Raw genomic sequence first — 18483 nt, forward strand, 5'->3', positions numbered from 1 at the left:
GTAATAATTTAGTTTAAAAATCAACTTTTACCCCTAATGTAAACATCCTCGGATTTGGATAAACACTTAAATTTGATCCTGTAATAGGTTCAGGGTCGAAACCTCTCCATTTTGTCCATGTATAAACATTTTCAGCCTGTACATATACTCTCATACCTGTAATAGGTAAATTTCTCAACATATCTTTACTAAGTTGGTACCCTAGAGTAACTGATCTTACTTTAACAAATGAAGCATCTTTTATAAAGTAATCTGAGGTCGCTGAAAATCCCCAATTTGTTGCTCTTAGATTAGGTACATCACTGTTACTATTACTTGGACTCCATGCATCCAACAAATCAGTTGAAAGGTTGGAAGATCCTACTGCATTTGACCCTAATCCTTCTGGGTTTGCTAACCAGTATAGTGCATTATCAAACTTTTTAATTCCTTGTTGAAATGTAAATAATGCATCAAGGAAAAAACCTTTATATCCACTTTCAAAACCGAAACTACCTGCATATTTAGGAATAGGACTTACCTCTAAATATTGAGCATCGCTAACATTTGGTGATTCTGTAACTCCACCATCTTTTGTATAGAATAATAAATTCCCATTACTCTTGTTAACACCGGCATATTTGTAAACATACCACTCACTTAGCTGGTGACCAGCAATCGTAGTCGTTGTTCCTGGTTCTGGATCTCCATTTGTGATAAATTCATTAATTTTGTTCTGATTGTAAGCACCATTGGCAAATATACTGAACTTAACACCGTCTTTGTTAAGAATATTGTAACGTAATCCAAGTTCAATACCTCTATTAGTCATTGTACCATTATTACCATTTACCCCGTAAGTACCAGCAATACCAGAAACAGGAATAGTACTGAATAGATTTGTTGTTTTCTTATTATAAACATCAAATGTACCTTCTAATTTATTACCTAATAAAGTAAAGTCTAATCCAATATTAGCCTGCGCCACATCTTCCCATTGCACTCTCGGATTTCCATAACCAAAACCTGAACCTAAAGCATTTCCATAACCTGTAGGCGTAGTATATTGATCTCTTACAATACTAGTAGCTGTTAATAGAGGGTTTGAACCAGCTCCTGCAGCAATGATATTTTGGTTACCATTCGTACCATATGATGCTCTTAGCTTTAGAACACTGAACGTAGAACCTTCCATAAAGTTTTCCTGATCAATATTCCATCTACCAGCAACAGACCAATAGGTAGCCCATTGATTATCACCCACGAATCTATAACTCGCATCTCTTCTTATAGTTCCACTGAAACCGTATTTTCCTGCATAGTCATAGTTAGCATTTGCAAAATAAGCGAGTGTCCCCGCAACGAGTCTCGATGCACTTACAGCAGGAAGAAAATTTGGATTTGAAAATGGCACATATCCTGTACCGGATCCCGGAACGTATGTCCTTGGATCAAGACCATTTTGCGTTCTGGAACTTGTTCTGTAATGAACTTTGTTATATTCCATACTTACTGTTGCATCTACGGTATGTTCACCAGCCTGACCATTATATGAAGCAGACACCACATTGTTGATACTCAAATCTCTGGTTGTTGCCTGAGATTCACTCCCTGTAAATGCAGCCGTACCCTGAGTTGCTAAAGCCAAATAAGACCAAGGTGCTCTACCTGAAATTCTTTCACCTTGTCTATAATCTATCCCTAATTTATTATTTATGCTAAAATTTTTAGTAAATTGATAAGATGCACCTAAGTTACCTGTAATAGATATCTGATCAACAAAATTTGGAAGATTACCTCTAGTCAATAAGTTTTCTAATACGTAAATATTATTTCCGTTATTGAAATTGGTGCCAATAGCATTAAATAATTCCTGACCATTAGCATAAACACCAGGAGCTAAATAAGGTAAACCCTGTAGAACTCCAAGAAGTGGATTTTGTACAGAATTATTTCTAATTGCAGAGCTGGTTTCTTCGAACAATTCATTTCTTCTTGAGAAAGCAAGACCAATCTGTGAGTTCACAGTTAGCTTTTCGTCTTTAGACCTAGCTTGAATATTTGATCTCGCAGTAAATCTCTTAAAATCAGTTGTCGGAACTGCTCCACCTTGTTCCATATAACCAAAAGAAGTATAAGAACTTACATTACCTCCACCTGCAGAAACCGCTATATCATGAGATTGAAACATTTCAGGTTTAAAGAATACTTTCTTCCAGTCTGTATCAACACCTGCTGCCTGACCCTTTAATGCTATATCATAAGAATTGGGAGTCGTAGTAGTACTTGGAGTTAACCCATAAGCCTTCATAATATCCAAATACTCATTGGTATTCGCAAGATTATACTTATCAAGAGGCCTCAAAGATAAACCAGTCATACCAGTATAGCTCACTTTAAGTGCAGTGTTAAACTTCCCTCTTTTTGTTCTAATAACCACTACTCCGTTTGCTCCTCTGTTTCCATAAATCGCAGTTGCAGCAGCATCCTTTAGAACAGTCATTGATTCGATATCGTTAGGATTCAAGTTTCTGTATTCAGAAGCGTTTGAAGGAATATCATCAATAACAATTAAAGCATCAGTATTACCATTGATTGAACTTGTTCCTCTAATTAACAAACTGAATTTAGCAGAGCCCGGACTTCCTGACCCTCCATTCATAACAACACCTGGAGCAGAACCCTGCAAAGCAGTCAATACATTGGCATTTGGTCTGTTCTCAAGAAAAACATCACTTACAGTATTAGAAGCAACTGTTGAATTCTTTTTTGTAATTGTTTTTGAATACCCCAATACAACAACTTCTTCAATCTTTACTTCTTTTTCTAAAGTGTCTTTCTTTTGAGCAAAAGCTAACTGTCCTGTAAAGAATAGTACACCAGCCGTTAACACACGTAATTTAACATTCATATTAACAAATTTTAATATTATTTCGTGCAAATATGTTAATAATTATTAAAACCTCCAAATTTTTTAACTTTTATTTTACAATTAATTATATAGTAACAGATTTTACATATATTTGTCCAAATTATACTTAAAATGAAAAAATATACTTTTTTCCTATGTTTTTCGTTTTTATTTCCAATTGTTTCTAATGCACAGACAGTTGAGGAAAGAAGAAACATAGCCAAATTTTCCAATCAAGAAGGAAATTCTGAATTAGCAGCAATTTTAAAGAAGGAGAATTTTGATAGAAAAATCAGATTACAAAATTTTATAACTAATAACCCTACATTTCCAATTATTAGAAAAATTGGAGATATTGGAATTGAAGAACTCTTAGATGTTTTGCCAAACGGTGAAAAAATATTTGCAAGAACAACTAATTCTGGTGCTGCCCTCACTGCAAGAGCACAAAATTTGTATAATGGAGGAAGCTTAGGAATCAACATTCAAGGCCAAAATATGATTGCAGGTGTTTGGGATGGGGGAAATGCAAGAAATACTCATCAAGAATTTATGGTCGGCGGTAACAGTAAAATAACCCTTGGTGATGGATCAAATTTTCAGCCACATCCTACACACGTTGCAGGAACAATTGCTGCTCAGGGGATAGATGTAGATGTGAAAGGTATTGCATTTAATTCATCTATTCTCTCGTATGATTGGGATTCTGATTTAAGTGAAATGCTAGATAAAGCATCAACAGGATTATTAGTTTCTAATCACTCTTATGGAACAGGATCATTAAGCAGCTTATGGTTTTACGGAGCTTATGATTCTCGAGCTAAGGAAATTGATAATATCTGTTTTAACAATCCTTATTACCTTCCAGTTATTGCGGCAGGAAACGATCGTAATAATACGACACCTCCTGCATCAGTTCAAATTAATACTAAAGAGGGATATGACATGATTTTCGGACATGCAAATGCCAAAAATGCAATTACTGTTGCTGCAGTTAACCAGGTTTTAAATTATGTAAATCCATCTAATGTTGTAATGTCAGCATTCAGTAGTTGGGGACCTTCTGACGACGGTAGAATAAAACCAGATATTTCAATGAAAGGCGTAAATGTATTATCTACACTCTCTACATCCGATACAGCTACAGGATATATGTCTGGCACCTCAATGGCTTCACCAGGTGTAACAGGAGTTGTTGTTTTACTTCAGCAATATTATAATCAGTTATATAGTAGTTTTATGAAATCCGCAACAGTTAAAGGATTAATATTGCACACAGCAGATGAGGCCGGAACTACTGTTGGCCCTGATTATCGTTTTGGGTGGGGTCTGATAAACGCAACAAAGAGTGCAATTGCAATTCGTGATAAAAATTCTACTACAAGTACTAAAAGTGTTATTGAAGAACTTACATTAAATAATACTGCAACTTATACTAAAACTATAACTGCCAGCGGAACGAGTCCACTGAAAATTTCTATTTCATGGACTGATAGGCAAGCACCAATAAGTAATAATGGAACTGTGGATTCAACAACCAAATACCTAGTAAATGATTTAGATATAAAGGTTTCTAAGGACGGTGTTGATTATTTTCCATGGAAACTTCAGGGTATGTCAAATACTTCCGCAGCCGCTACAAATACAGGAACAAATGATGTTGACAATTTTGAGAGAGTAGATATCAATAACCCTTCCGGAACTTACACGATTACCGTTACGCATAAAGGAAACTTATTTGGGAATAGCCAAAATTTCAGTTTAATTGCTACATCTGATAATCTTGCAACTCTTTCAACTAATGAAGCAATTAAAGCAAATGATACTAAAGTTGATTTCTATCCTAACCCAGCCAAGAATTACATTCAGATTAATGAGAAAGATAAAGACTTGCTAATTAATATTTATGATGTTTCTGGGAAATTAGTATTAACTTCTAAATTAGTTGACAACAGAGTCAGCATTAGTCAATTAGTAAAAGGAGGCTATATTGCTAACTTTATCAATAAAAAAGGAGAAATTAAAAGCTTTAAATTTATTAAAGAGTAAAATTGTTTAATTTCATCAATAATAAAAAAGAGTTTCTCGGATTGAGAAACTCTTTTTTATTATTGAAAATTCGATATGTAATTCTCTGATTTCCACAGCTAACATTCTTGATGAGTTGTAGAAGTTTGGCGGGCTCTGTCTACAGTATCGGCTAAAGTGTTTTGTTCTGTCGAAGGTTGATTGAATTACCAAATTCTACCTCAAAACTAAAAGTATTCATCTCAATTATTTAATTATTAAACAAATAATGGAATGTAAGTAATTAGGGATATGCATTTAAATATTAAATACTTGTCTAAAGAAACTTATAATAATATATATATTTGTAATTTTACAATAAAGTTTAAAAAAATGACAAAAAAAATTATAGGTATTTTCGTAGTACTATTATTCTATCCACTATCCGCACAGCAGGCAACAGCACTATCATACAGTGGTGGTCAATTATCGACAGGCGGCACTCTATTTAAAGTAGATTCTCCAAGTTCAAAAAGAGGGTTATCGTATGATGAAATCCAAGGTACACCCTATTTAAACAAAACATTTTCTAAAGCAAGTTTTATTATTTCTGATAAAGTTAACGTTGAAACAGCACCTGCACGCTACAATGCATATTCTGATAATATAGAATTTAAAAGAGGAGATGAAGTTTTGGCTCTTCTATCTGACAATCCTTTTACAAGAGTCGAATTTTCCGACACAAATCAAATTTTAGTGAAATTAAATATTGACGATGATTTAAAAGGATATTTTTTTGAGATAGTAAAAGACAAAAATTCTCTATACAAAAAAGTAATAGCTAAATTTAATGATTTTGTTCCTGCAGCAAATTCTTATGCAATGGATAGACCTGCTAATTTTAATATCTTAAATCCAACTTATTATATTAATACAGAAAAGGGTTTTATAAAACGTCCAAACAATAAGAGAGAAATTATTGACCAATTTCCTGAAAAAAAAGCAGCGTTAAACTTTTTTTTTAAAGAAAACAAAATTCGATTTGATAAAGAAGAAGATTTGAAAAAATTAGTTATCTTTTTAAATCAATAATAAATAATAAGGATTGAATAAAATTAGTAATTCCGTAGGAATCTAAGTTACGCTTTACAAAAATATCATTAAGATTTCTACGGAAATTGAAGATTCGACATAATAAATGGCAAACTGATTTCTAATTTTATTGCGAAAAACAATTTCAAAAAAAGTAACACAAAAACAAAAACTGCCCGTATCAATGATATGGGCAGTTTTAATATATATAACTGAATATTATTTCAATTTCTTCTTCACAGCAACTTCTTCGTATACTTCAAGAATGTCGTACTGTTCGATGTCGTTGTAACCTTTCAGGTTCAATCCGCATTCGTAGCCTTTTGTAACTTCTCTTACATCGTCTTTGAAACGTTTTAAACTTTCAAGTTCACCGTCGAATTTCACAATACCGTCTCTTAGTAATCTTACTTTCGACTGTCTTGTTACTTTTCCGGTAAGAACCATACAACCTGCAATAGTACCGATCTTAGAAATCTTGAAGACTTCACGGATTTCTACATTACCGATTACCTGCTCCTGAATCTCCGGAGAAAGCATTCCCTCCATCGCTTCTTTTACCTCATCGATTGCTTTATAGATAATAGAATATGTTCTGATCTCGATTTCTTCACGATCTGCCAATTCTTTTGCATTAGCACCGGCTCTTACGTTGAATCCGATGATAATTGCATCTGAAGCTGCAGCTAGGTTGATATCAGATTCAGTAATCTGTCCTACACCTGAGTGAAGAATGTTTACACTGATCTCTTCTGTTGATAATCTTTGTAACTGATCAGAAAGCGCTTCTACTGAACCATCCACGTCACCTTTCAGGATAATATTCAATTCTTTGAATTCTCCTAGAGCAATACGTCTACCCAATTCTTCAAGTGTCGTATGTTTCTTGGTTCTGATAGAAAGTTCTCTTTGTAACTGCTCTCTTTTGTTAGCGATAGTTTTACCTTCACTTTCGTCAGCATATACTCTGAATTTATCACCTGCTGTTGGTGCTCCGTCAAGACCTAAGATCGTTGCCGGAATAGATGGACCTGCTTCTTCAAGGTTTTTCCCTCTTTCGTCAAGCAAAGCTTTTACTTTACCGTGGTTTTTACCTGCTACTACATAATCTCCAACTTTTAAAGTTCCGGTCTGTACCAACATTGTTGCTACATACCCTCTACCTTTATCTAAAGAAGCTTCAATCACAACTCCTTGTGCAGCACGATTAGGATTAGCTTTCAGCTCAAGCATTTCTGCCTGAAGTAATACTTTCTCTAAAAGGACATCCATATTGTTACCCATTTTAGCAGAAATTTCCTGCGCCTGTACATTTCCACCCCATTCTTCAACAAGAATATTCATTCCTGAAAGTTGTTGACGGATGTTGTCTGGGTTTGCATTTGGCTTATCTACCTTGTTGATGGCAATAATCATCGGTACACCTGCAGCCTGTGCGTGAGAAATTGCTTCTTTCGTTTGAGGCATTACATCATCATCGGCAGCGATTACGATAATTGCAATATCAGTAACCTGTGCACCTCTCGCTCTCATCGCGGTAAAGGCTTCGTGACCCGGTGTATCTAAGAATGTGATTCTCTGACCGTTTTCCAGTTTCACATTGTACGCACCGATGTGCTGTGTAATTCCTCCAGATTCACCTGCGATAACGTTAGTTTTTCTTACGTAATCCAATAATGAAGTTTTACCGTGGTCAACGTGACCCATTACCGTTACAATCGGAGCTCTTGAAACAAGGCTTTCTTCTGTATCGATATCTTCTTCAGAATCTGCTTCTTCAAGATCAGCATCTGAGAATTCAATTTTAAATCCGAATTCGTCAGCTACCAATAGTAAAGTATCAGCTTCCAGTCTTTGGTTCATGGTAACCATTACTCCAAGAGAGAAACAAGCAGAAATTACTTCAGTTGCACTTACATCCATCAAACTTGCCAATTCTCCGACAGTAATGAATTCTGTAACTTTTAGTGATGTATCTCTTGCATCGGCTTCCTGCTGACGCTCATTCTCCTCTCTACGGTAAGATCTTTTATCTTTTCTGTGTTTAGCAGATTTAGATTTACCACCTTTATTGGTTAGTTTTTCAAGAGTTTCCTTAATCTGGTTTTTAACTTGCTCGTCGGTTAATTCGACAGGCATTGTTCTCTGACCAGGTCTGTTGTTGTTTCCAAAACGGTTTCCTCCACCTTGTCCTGCAGGACGATTTTGTCCACCTTGTCCCGGAGGTCTGTTTCCTTGAGGACCACCTGGACGGTTTTGTCCGCCTTGTCCCGGAGGTCTGTTCCCTTGAGGACCACCTTGTCCCGGAGGACGGTTTCCACCTGGGCCGTTCTGACCTTGAGGACGGTTTTGTCCACCCTGATTATTTCCACCTTGTTGGTTATTCCCAGTATTCTGGTTTGGACCACCCGGTTTTTCAATTCTTTTTCTTTTCTTCTTAGCTGCATTTGGCTTAGGCGCAAACTGCGTTAAGTCAATTTTTTCACCAACAATTTTTGGCCCATCCAATTTTTGATAAACCGTTTCAATCTTCTGAGATTCCTGAGCCTCTTCTGCTGCAGGAGCTGGTTTTTTCTCTTCCACTTTCTCAATTGGTTTTTCAACCGGTTTAGGTGTTTCTTTTACAGGTTCAGCAGCTTTTGGCTGTGCTTTCACCTCTTCCACTTTAGGTTTATCTTTTTTGGCAGGTCTGTTTCTATTTCCCTCAATCTGAGACAAATCAATTTTGTCCAACACTTTAAACTCCTGCTTTTCAGGTGTTGGTTTAGTTTCAGAAACCGCTTTTGGCTCTTCCTTCACTGGCTCTTTCACTTCTTCCACAACCTCTTTCTTCTCCTCAACAGGAGCTGGTGCAGGTGCAGGAGCAGGAGTTACTTCCACAGCTTCAGGTTTTTTAGGCTCTAAATCAATTTTACCTAAAATTCTGGTTTCTGGTTTATTAGCTTTAGCTCTTATTACTTCAGGGGTTTTATATTCTTCGATTTCCAGTTTTTCTTCCGGAACTTTAGAAATAACCACCTCATGGGAAGCCTTACGCTGCTCGCCGTCTTTGGCAAACTCAGCTTCCAATGCAGAATATGCCGCCTCATCTAATTGAGCGTTAGGATTACTTTCAACCACGATATCTTTAGACTGTAAAAATTCTACCATTCTCGACATCGATATATTGAATTCCTTAACCGCTTTATTTAATCTTATTTTTGGCATCTATATTATTTACTGTTTTTTTTTAATTCTTAAAATTAAAGTATTCTTTTACTGCTATTAAAATTAATTCAAATTTTAATCTTCAAATTCTGCTTTCAAGATATTTTTAACGTCATTGATTGTTTCCTCTTCCAAGTCAACCATTTTCAATAGACTTTCTGTATCTTTATCCAGAACTGATTTTGCAGTCGTAAGACCTACTTTCTTAAACTCATCCAAAATCCACTGCTCGATATCGTCATTGAATTCTCTCAAATCAACGTCATCATCTTCGCTAGCTTCTCTGTACACGTCAATCTCATAACCTGTCAACCATGAAGCCAATCTGATGTTTTGACCTTGCTTACCGATAACTTTAGAAATCTCTTCAACAGGAGTATAAACCATTGCGTAGTTTGTCTCTTCGTTGATGTCAATTTTATTGATGGTAACATTACCTAAAGCTCTCTTCACCAATATTTCAGGGTTGTTTGACCACTGAATTACATCTATATTTTCGTTTCTTAATTCTCTTACCACCCCGTGGATTCTTGATCCTTTTACTCCGACACAAGCTCCTACTGGATCTATTCTGTCATCGTAAGCATCAACAGCGATTTTCGCTTTCTCTCCCGGTATTCTTACTGCTTTTTTAAGGATAATAGTTCCGTCCTGAATTTCAGGAATTTCTAATTCCAATAATTTCTCCAAGAATTTTGGAGCTGTTCTTGAAATGATAATTTGAGGTTTAGATCCTTTAAAATCAACAGATTCTACAATAGCTCTGATATTTTCACCTTTCTTGAAAAAGTCTGATGAAATTTGATTTTCTTTTGGTAAAATAAATTCATTTTCTTCATCATCCAACAAAATTACGTGTTTGTGACGAATGTGGTGAATTTCTCCCGTTACAATTTCCCCTATTTTATCTTTAAACTGCTCATAAAGCATTGCATTGTTATGCTCCTGCAATTTCGTAGCCAAGATTTGCTTTAAGGTAAGAACATTTCTTCTTCCCAATTGAGCCACCGGAATTTCCATTGTAAAATCTTCACCTACTTCAAAAGTCGGGTCGATTTTCTTCGCTTCAGTGATTTCGATTTCCAAATCATCATCTTCAGACATTTCGTCTTCAACAATTGTTTTATTCAAGAAAATCTGAAAGTCACCTTTATCAGGGTTTACAATGACATCAAAGTGATCATCAGAATCAAATCTTTTTCTCAAAAGAGTTTTCAGAGAATCTTCAATAATTGCCATCAGATCGATCTTACTGATCCCCTTTTCGTCTTTAAAATCACCAAAGGATTCAATCAACGCTATATTATCCATTTATCTTTTTTTCTTTAAATTAAAATTTAACTACTACCAACGCTTTTTTAATCTCAGAGTACAAAATTTCTTTTTCCTCTTCCACATCAACTTTACCTTTACCTATATCTTTCGGTTTTCGGTAACGAAGAATCAGTGTGATTTTTTCGTCGTCTACTTTAGCCAGCTCACCTTCTATTGTTGTAGAATCCGCCAGCATTACTTCGATTTCTCTTCCTAAGTTTTTGTTAAACTGTCTCGGCGTTGCCAAAGGTTCGCTCAACCCTGCTGACATTACCTGAAGGCTGAAATCATGCTCATCACGATCTGCATTGAATTCTATGGCGCGGCTTGCATCAAGACAATCTTGTAAAGTCACCCCATTATCACCGTCTAAAATCACAGTAACATCATCTGCTGCAGAAATCTTTAAATCAATAAGAAATAAATCCTCTCTTGTCTCAAGGAAAGTACTTAATAATGTTTCAATATTTTTTCTAAACTCCATATCTATATAATCATGGTCTATCTGTACGAAAAAAGGCTTTCTTGCGAAGCCTTCCCATTTTTCCCGTAAATCTTATGCAAATATAATACATTTTTATAAAATAAACAAATACTGTTCATAATCAATTAAATAAGAATTTAAAATTCAAGCAATTAAAAGATTAAAATTGATATAAAAACAGGTATATTATTTACGAATTTATCAATCATCATCTATAACTTATTACTAATTAGAAGACCATGAAAGTATTTTTAGTATTTTTGTCGAGAATTTTTTAAAAACATATATTTTGAATATAACAATAGTAGGAACAGGCTATGTAGGATTGGTGACAGGAACTACCCTTGCAGAACTTGGAAATTCTGTATACTGTGTTGATATCGATGAAAAGAAAGTAGCGAACATGAAAAACGGCATTGTGCCTATTTATGAGCCGAATCTTGAAGAAATGTTCCTCAGAAACATACAGGCAGAAAGACTTTTTTTCACAACCAATTTAAAAGAAGCTTTAGATAAAAGTGAAGTTATTTACCTCGCATTACCGACACCTCCCGGTGAAGATGGTTCTGCAGACCTCTCTTACGTTTTGAAAGTTGCCAATGACATTGGCGAAATGATGACCGAATATAAGGTTATAGTAAATAAAAGTACCGTTCCTGTAGGAACCGCAGACCGAGTATCTGAAGTCATTGCTTCAAAAACCCAAATTTCTTTCGACGTAGTTTCAAATCCTGAATTTTTGCGTGAAGGCTTTGCCGTTGAAGATTCTATGAATCCTGCGAGAGTGGTTGTAGGATCTAGTTCAGAGAAAGCGAAAGACATTATGGCTCAAATCTACCAGCCATTTACCAATACCGGAATTCCTATTATATTTATGGATGAGAAATCATCTGAATTAACAAAATATGCTTCCAACTCATTCTTAGCGGTTAAAATCACTTTTATGAATGAAATCGCCAACTATTGTGAAAAAGTAGGTGCCGACGTTGATAAAGTAAGACTAGGGATGGGAAGTGACGACAGAATCGGGAACAGATTTTTATTTCCGGGAATCGGATACGGCGGAAGCTGTTTTCCGAAAGATGTGAAAGCATTGATCAGATCCGGAAAAGATGAAAATTTTAATTTCCAGATTTTAGAAGCGACAGAAAATGTCAATATTTCCCAAAAAGTAATTCTGGTTTCAGAAATTGAAAAATACTTTAACGGAAACCTTGAAGGAAAAACAATTGCAGTTTGGGGGCTTGCTTTTAAAGCCAATACAGACGACATCAGAGAGGCCTCTTCTTTAGATAACATTGATTTACTCTTAAAAAAAGGAGCGAAAGTTGTAGCTTACGATACCATTGCTGAGAAAAATGTTCAGAAAATTCTTGGTGACAAAATACAGTATGCAAAAACGATGTACGAAGCTTTGGAAAATGCAGATGCATTATTTATTGCAACGGAATGGCCGGAATTTAAAAATCCAAACTTTAAACTGATGGCTGAGAAAATGAACAATAAGGTTATTTTTGACGGAAGAAATATGTACCCGCTAGAAACACCTGAGCAAAATGGGTTTTTCTATAAATCGATCGGTAGAAAAACGATTGGTAAGTAGTCTTAAGCAAAAATACAATTTAATCAAAGTCATTCAGTTGGCAAAACATACACAATGAAAAACATCATCATCACAGGCGGAGCAGGATTTATAGGCTCGCACGTTGTAAGAGAGTTCGTTAAAAATAATCCTAATTCAACAATCATCAATCTTGATGCTTTAACGTACGCCGGAAATCTTGAAAATTTAAAAGATATTGAAAACGAACCTAATTATGTTTTCGAAAAAGCAGATATTACAAAACCCGAAGAATTAAGAAAGGTTTTTGAAAAATACAATCCAGACGCCATAGTTCACTTAGCAGCAGAAAGCCATGTTGACAGAAGCATTACAGACCCTAATGCTTTCATCAACACGAATGTAAACGGAACTGCAAATCTTTTGAATCTCTGCATCGAATTCTGGACATTAAACCCTGATCATACTCACGGAAGATTTCCAAATGAGCCGAGACAAAATTTATTTTACCATGTTTCGACAGATGAAGTTTACGGAAGTTTAGGCGAAACAGGATTTTTCCTTGAAACAACTCCTTACGATCCGCAATCTCCGTATTCTGCAAGTAAAGCAGCTTCTGACCACTTGGTAAGAGCTTACGGAAATACGTATGGAATGCCGTTTATTTTATCGAATTGCTCCAACAATTACGGCCCGAATCACTTCCCTGAGAAATTGATCCCGCTTTGTATTTCTAACATTATCAATGAAAAACCATTGCCAATTTATGGTGACGGAAAATATACAAGAGATTGGTTATTTGTCATCGATCATGCAAAAGCGATTCATCAGATTTTTAATGAATCAAAAACCGGAGAAACATATAACATTGGAGGCTTCAATGAGTGGCAAAATATTGATTTGGTGAAAGAATTAATCAAGCAGATGGATGAAAAGCTTGGTAATCCAGCAGGTCATTCAGAAAAATTAATCACTTATGTGAAGGACAGACCGGGTCACGATAAACGTTACGCAATTGATGCTACAAAACTGAATAAAGATCTTGGCTGGAAACCGTCTGTTACTTTTGAACAAGGTTTAGGAAAAACAATTGATTGGTTCTTAGACAATAAAGAATGGCTTGAGAATGTGACGAGTGGAGATTACCAGAAATATTACAACGAACAGTATAATTAATACTAATCACAAAACAAATGAAAGGAATAATATTAGCCGGAGGATCCGGAACAAGACTCTACCCTCTTACAATTGCAGTAAGCAAGCAACTGATGCCGGTTTACGACAAGCCAATGATTTATTATCCTCTATCAACTCTATTGTTAGCAGGGATTAAAGATATTTTAATTATTACCACACCACACGATCAAGCTGGCTTTATCAAGCTTTTGGGTGACGGTTCTCAAATTGGGTGCAACATTGAATATATAGTTCAACCGAGCCCGGATGGTCTTGCGCAAGCGTTCATTTTAGGTGACCAATTTATCGGAGATGATTCTGCAGCTTTAGTTTTAGGAGACAATATTTTCTATGGCTCTGAGATGGGCACTTTGCTAAAAAACAAAACCAATCCTGATGGAGGTGTTGTTTTTGCCTACCATGTTGCCGATCCTGAAAGATATGGTGTCGTAGAATTTGACAAAAACTTAAAGGCCGTTTCTATTGAAGAAAAACCTACTCATCCAAAATCAAATTACGCTGTTCCGGGATTGTATTTTTATGATAACGAAGTGGTAGAAATCGCTAAAAACATACAACCTTCCCCAAGAGGCGAACTGGAAATCACCGACATCAACAATGTCTATTTACAGAAAGGCAAATTGGAAGTTGGAGTTCTTGACAGAGGAACCGCTTGGTTAGACACAGGAACTTTTGATTCTCTAAACGACGCTTCAGAATTCGTAAGGGTCATTGAAAAAAGACAAGATTTCAAAATAGGATGCATCGAAGAGATTGCTTTCAGAAACGGATTCATCAATGAAGAAAAACTGCTTGAAACTGCTCTAAAATATGGAAAAAGCGGGTATGGTGAATATTTGAAAAAACTTGTTCTTTAAATTTAATTTATATATTTGCTAACTTGTAGTTTTGATTGATACTATTCATTGTAAAGAATTTTGTAATTGATTACCTTCAGAATTGCAGCTATTTAAATTCGCAGCATATCAGCTATAATAAAATTTCAATCAAGATTTTAGCATTTTTATTTAGCGTATTCTGTTTTGGATGTTAAATAAAAGTTAATGAACAAACCCACCTATTTCAATTTAGATAAAATCGGAAGCTCTTCTTTAGGATTCATCACCGTTGCCGAGAGCCTTAAGAATGTTCCTTTCGAAGTGAAGCGTGTGTATTGGACGTATTACACACCACAAGATGTTATACGAGGAGGTCATGCACACAAAAATCTGGAACAATTGATCTTTGCTGTAGCAGGAACTATTCGTTTCAATACAGAAGATCAGGATGGAAATAAAGAAGAATTTATTTTAGATTCCCCATCGGTAGGTCTTTACCTTCCGAAATTAATCTGGAGAGATATCAAATTTTCTCACAATGCAGTACTCCTATGTCTTGCTTCTGAGCTTTACGATGAAAATGATTATTTCAGAGATTTTCAAGATTATAAAAATTTCAAACCATGATTCATCCCTTAGCTGATATTCAATCAAAAAACATTGGTGAAGGAACATCCATCTGGCAGTTTTGCGTTATTTTAAAAAATGCAAAAATTGGCAGAAACTGTAACATCAACTGCCATGTACTTATTGAAAACGAAGCCATTATAGGCGACAACGTTACTATTAAGCCAGGAGTTCAGATATGGGACGGGGTTACTCTTGAGAATAATGTTTTCATTGGCCCGAACGTTACGTTCACCAACGACTTATTTCCAAAATCTAAAAACATCCACTTTGTTTTAAAAAATACTCTGGTAAAAAAAGGAGCATCTATTGGTGCAAATGCTACTCTTCTAGCGGGTATAACTATTGGTGAGAACTCACTCATAGGCGCCGGAAGTGTGGTCACTAAAGATGTTCCGGATAATGAAATATGGGTAGGAAATCCTGCCAAATTTTTAAAGAAAAATAACCATGATTAAATTTCTAGACCTTCAAAAAATCAATTTGCAGTACCAGCAAGAAATTGAAGAGCAACTGCTTGATGTTTTCCGATCAGGTTGGTATCTATTAGGCGAAAAAGTAAAAACATTTGAAGAAAATCTGTCAAAATATATCGGTAGTACTCATGCCATAGGTGTTGCTAACGGCTTAGATGCTTTACGCCTTATCCTTCGTGCATATATTGAAATGGGAACCATGTCGCCTGGCGACGAAGTGATTGTTCCTTCAAACACCTACATTGCTTCAATTCTCGCTATTTCAGATAACGGATTAATTCCCGTAATGGTAGAGCCTGAATTTGAAACATATAATATTGACATTTCAAAAATTGAAGAAAAAATCACTGCTAAAACCAAGGCGGTGATGATTGTGCATTTGCAGGGAAGAATTATATTTTCAGAAAAGCTAACTGATCTTGCAAAAAAACACGGTTTAAAAATTGTTGAGGATAATGCACAAGCCATAGGTGCAGAATTTAAAGGCAGAAAGTCAGGAAACTTGGGAGACGCAGCTGGATTTAGTTTTTATCCCGGTAAAAATCTTGGTGCCCTGGGTGATGCCGGTGCTGTAACCACGAACGATGCTGAGCTTGCTCAAACGATAAGAACATTGGCCAACTACGGATCCGGACAAAAATATGTCAACATCTACAAAGGACTTAACTCAAGATTAGACGAAATTCAGTCCGCTGTTTTAGATGTAAAATTAAAATACATCGATCAAGAAAACACGATAAGACGAGAAATTGCAAAGAAATACAATACAGAAATAAATAACCCTCTGATTATTCTGCCAGAACATCCTGAAAATGAACATGAACACGTGTGGCATGTATATGTCATCCGAACATCAAAAAGAGATTCTCTTCAACAGTATCTTAATGAAAACGGTATACAAACCATTATTCATTATCCTATTCCCCCACACCATCAAGAGGCTTATAAAGAGTTTTCAAATCTTTCTTTTCCTATTTCAGAAAAGATTCACAACGAGGTATTAAGCTTGCCCATAAGCCCTGTCATGGAAATAGAGGAAGTTGAAAAAATTATTCAATGTATCAATCAATTTCAGTAAAAAGTCTAAATATATACTTCTCCAAGCAACACAGTCTGCTCTCTCTTTACATTTGATTAGCAGTCTGATGATAATCATTTAATTATTAAAACTAAATATGATCAAGTTTAATAAAGATTATTTTGAATCGCGGGTTCGCATCGCAGAAAGACTTTTTGAAGAGAATCTTTACGAAGATTGTATCAATTACATTGAAAAAACTGCATTTTTTGGATGGCATAATTTTTCAGGTTACTATAAAAGTGAGAAACTGGAAATTCTTCTCTCAAAAATTCAAGAAAAAGTATTACCCGAAATCAGTATTAAAAAAAGCGAAAAAAAAGCAATACAATACTCCACATCGCATCCGAATTATACACGGAGGGCGGTCATTCTAAACTTCTCTACACCTGGATTAAAAATGATCAGTCAAAAAAGCACAGCATTCTCTGTACAAGGCAATCTGTGAAAGAAATTGAAGATGTAACTGCATATTATCTCAAAAATTCATCAGACTTAGATCATCTCAGTGTACATGCATCGTCTAAAATAGAATCTGCAAAACTTTTACAAAACGAAGTGCAGAAAAATTATGACATCATCATGCTCCACGTTCATCCGGATGAGACCATACCAAGTATTGTTTTTTCTCAGAAATCAATAACGACACCTGTTTGCTTGGTCAATCATGCAGACCATACCTTTTGGCTGGGTACATCTATTGCAGATCTTGTATTGCAGATCAGGGAATCGAATATTTTACTAGACTCGAAAAGACGCGGAATACCGGTAGAACGACAAGTTTTTCTTCCGATTCCTATAGAAAATCTGCTGACCGAAAATAATGATGCTACAAAAAAGAACGACCAGATTTTGCAGCTTTTAAGCACCGGCACACCTTATAAATACAACCCCAATTCCTCCTATAACTTCCTGAAAGAAGCCTACAGAATTGTTGAAGAAAATCCGAACGTTATTTTTAATGTTGTAGGAATAGATCAAGAGTCAGATTATGGTAAAGAATACCGACATGAAAGACTTGTATTACACGGAATTATCCCTGCACAAGCATTAGCAGAAATAGAAAAAAATACAGCTATTTATGTAGAAGGTTTTCCTATGGCATCCTTCACAGCGCTTTTACAAGCGGCTCTGCAGAACATTCCATTTGCACTCCATTACAATCCGCTGCCTTTGTTCAAACTGTTTAGTGACCGTATTGATGATGGAATTGTATATCCTGACAATTTAGAAGAATGGCATCAGAATGTGAAAAATCTGATTAGAGATCAACAATACAGAAATAATATCGGTAAAAGACAGCATCAGTATATTCTCAACAATTTTAGCATTAAAGTATGGAAGTCTCGAGTGAAAGAAATTTACCTTCTCACAGAAAAAGTCAACCATTCTTTTCACCCACCCTCAAAAGACACCTATTATGATGGAGATAATGAAAAACTACTTGCCGCTTTAGACAACCGTACATTGCCTCATTTCAGTTTTACACAAAAGCTTTCTTTAGGTGGGAAATATTTTGTTTACCAAATGTCAAAACATAAAAACCCTTATGCACTTTATCTGAACCCCACTAAAGTATTTAAATATTTTATTTTTAAAAAATAGATTCAGACAGTTATTTGTTAATAAAGTAGCTATCCCATTCCAAAACATTATTTTCTAAAATCTCATAACCTATCAGCAAAGATTATTTAAAAAACCTACCTTCGAATCTGTAATTAAGTTCAGATTG

At 35.4% G+C, this 18483-nt stretch carries 14 protein-coding genes; 10 read left to right on the forward strand and 4 right to left on the reverse strand.

Annotated elements, in window-relative coordinates; all coding sequences use genetic code 11:
- Positions 1-13: 13 nt before the first annotated feature.
- Positions 14-2890, reverse strand: a complete 2877-nt coding sequence (locus EAG08_RS09210; RefSeq protein ID WP_129535166.1) for a SusC/RagA family TonB-linked outer membrane protein — start codon at positions 2888-2890, stop codon at positions 14-16.
- A gap of 132 nt (positions 2891-3022) precedes the next feature.
- Here EAG08_RS09210 and EAG08_RS09215 point away from each other — a divergent pair, with 132 nt between their 5' ends.
- A complete protein-coding gene (locus EAG08_RS09215; RefSeq protein WP_129535167.1) occupies positions 3023-4939 on the forward strand; it encodes a S8 family serine peptidase in 1917 nt (638 codons plus the stop codon).
- Positions 4940-5290: 351 nt separating this feature from the next.
- Entirely contained in the window at positions 5291-5989 is a 699-nt protein-coding gene (locus EAG08_RS09220; protein ID WP_129535168.1) for a hypothetical protein, read from the forward strand.
- A gap of 219 nt (positions 5990-6208) precedes the next feature.
- Here EAG08_RS09220 and infB read toward each other — a convergent pair whose 3' ends face one another.
- From infB to rimP, 3 genes are all read right to left on the reverse strand, one after another.
- Positions 6209-9196, reverse strand: a complete 2988-nt coding sequence (gene infB, locus EAG08_RS09225; protein WP_129535169.1) for a translation initiation factor IF-2 — start codon at positions 9194-9196, stop codon at positions 6209-6211.
- A gap of 75 nt (positions 9197-9271) precedes the next feature.
- Complete coding sequence (gene nusA / locus EAG08_RS09230; RefSeq protein WP_129535170.1) at positions 9272-10507, reverse strand: transcription termination factor NusA; 1236 nt, start codon at positions 10505-10507, stop codon at positions 9272-9274.
- Between the two features lie 19 nt (positions 10508-10526).
- Complete coding sequence (gene rimP, locus EAG08_RS09235) at positions 10527-10994, reverse strand: ribosome assembly cofactor RimP (protein WP_129535171.1); 468 nt, start codon at positions 10992-10994, stop codon at positions 10527-10529.
- A 289-nt stretch (positions 10995-11283) separates the two neighbouring features.
- On the opposite strand from rimP, the gene EAG08_RS09240 reads away from it, so the two are divergent.
- The 8 genes from EAG08_RS09240 (at position 11284) to EAG08_RS09275 (ending at position 18356) form a co-directional block, all read left to right on the forward strand.
- A complete protein-coding gene (locus EAG08_RS09240; RefSeq protein WP_129535172.1) occupies positions 11284-12597 on the forward strand; it encodes a UDP-glucose dehydrogenase family protein in 1314 nt (437 codons plus the stop codon).
- Positions 12598-12651: 54 nt separating this feature from the next.
- Positions 12652-13731: a dTDP-glucose 4,6-dehydratase gene (gene rfbB, locus EAG08_RS09245; protein WP_129535173.1), complete on the forward strand. Its 1080-nt coding sequence runs from the start codon at positions 12652-12654 to the stop codon at positions 13729-13731.
- A 17-nt stretch (positions 13732-13748) separates the two neighbouring features.
- Positions 13749-14609: a glucose-1-phosphate thymidylyltransferase RfbA gene (gene rfbA / locus EAG08_RS09250; protein WP_129535174.1), complete on the forward strand. Its 861-nt coding sequence runs from the start codon at positions 13749-13751 to the stop codon at positions 14607-14609.
- 186 nt (positions 14610-14795) lie between these two features.
- Positions 14796-15197, forward strand: coding sequence for a sugar 3,4-ketoisomerase (locus EAG08_RS09255; protein ID WP_129535175.1), 402 nt, complete (start codon positions 14796-14798; stop codon positions 15195-15197).
- Positions 15194-15655, forward strand: a complete 462-nt coding sequence (locus EAG08_RS09260; RefSeq protein WP_129535176.1) for an acyltransferase — start codon at positions 15194-15196, stop codon at positions 15653-15655. The genes EAG08_RS09255 and EAG08_RS09260 overlap by 4 nt, the downstream gene beginning before the upstream one ends.
- Entirely contained in the window at positions 15648-16751 is a 1104-nt protein-coding gene (locus EAG08_RS09265) for a DegT/DnrJ/EryC1/StrS family aminotransferase (protein WP_129535177.1), read from the forward strand. The genes EAG08_RS09260 and EAG08_RS09265 overlap by 8 nt, the downstream gene beginning before the upstream one ends.
- Positions 16752-16848: 97 nt before the next feature.
- Complete coding sequence (locus EAG08_RS09270) at positions 16849-17199, forward strand: hypothetical protein (RefSeq protein WP_129535178.1); 351 nt, start codon at positions 16849-16851, stop codon at positions 17197-17199.
- The gene (locus EAG08_RS09275; protein WP_129535179.1) at positions 17196-18356 is read left to right on the forward strand and encodes a glycosyltransferase family 1 protein; all 1161 of its coding nucleotides are present in this window, start codon (positions 17196-17198) and stop codon (positions 18354-18356) included. Before EAG08_RS09270 ends, EAG08_RS09275 begins: the two co-directional genes overlap by 4 nt.
- Positions 18357-18483 lie beyond the last annotated feature (127 nt).

The sequence above is a fragment of the Chryseobacterium sp. 3008163 genome (assembly GCF_003669035.1).
Taxonomy (GTDB): domain Bacteria; phylum Bacteroidota; class Bacteroidia; order Flavobacteriales; family Weeksellaceae; genus Chryseobacterium.

Bases quoted from the DNA above. Each gene is read 5' to 3' on its own strand.
- EAG08_RS09270 (WP_129535178.1), top strand. From the start codon at position 16,849: ATGATCAAGTTTAATAAAGATTATTTTGAATCGCGGGTTCGCATCGCA.
- rfbB (WP_129535173.1), top strand. From the start codon at position 12,652: ATGAAAAACATCATCATCACAGGCGGAGCAGGATTTATAGGCTCGCAC.
- EAG08_RS09220 (WP_129535168.1), top strand. From the start codon at position 5,291: ATGACAAAAAAAATTATAGGTATTTTCGTAGTACTATTATTCTATCCA.
- EAG08_RS09210 (WP_129535166.1), bottom strand. From the start codon at position 2,890: ATGAATGTTAAATTACGTGTGTTAACGGCTGGTGTACTATTCTTTACA.
- EAG08_RS09260 (WP_129535176.1), top strand. From the start codon at position 15,194: ATGATTCATCCCTTAGCTGATATTCAATCAAAAAACATTGGTGAAGGA.
- infB (WP_129535169.1), bottom strand. From the start codon at position 9,196: ATGCCAAAAATAAGATTAAATAAAGCGGTTAAGGAATTCAATATATCG.
- EAG08_RS09255 (WP_129535175.1), top strand. From the start codon at position 14,796: ATGAACAAACCCACCTATTTCAATTTAGATAAAATCGGAAGCTCTTCT.
- EAG08_RS09215 (WP_129535167.1), top strand. From the start codon at position 3,023: ATGAAAAAATATACTTTTTTCCTATGTTTTTCGTTTTTATTTCCAATT.
- EAG08_RS09265 (WP_129535177.1), top strand. From the start codon at position 15,648: ATGATTAAATTTCTAGACCTTCAAAAAATCAATTTGCAGTACCAGCAA.
- nusA (WP_129535170.1), bottom strand. From the start codon at position 10,507: ATGGATAATATAGCGTTGATTGAATCCTTTGGTGATTTTAAAGACGAA.
- rfbA (WP_129535174.1), top strand. From the start codon at position 13,749: ATGAAAGGAATAATATTAGCCGGAGGATCCGGAACAAGACTCTACCCT.
- rimP (WP_129535171.1), bottom strand. From the start codon at position 10,994: ATGGAGTTTAGAAAAAATATTGAAACATTATTAAGTACTTTCCTTGAG.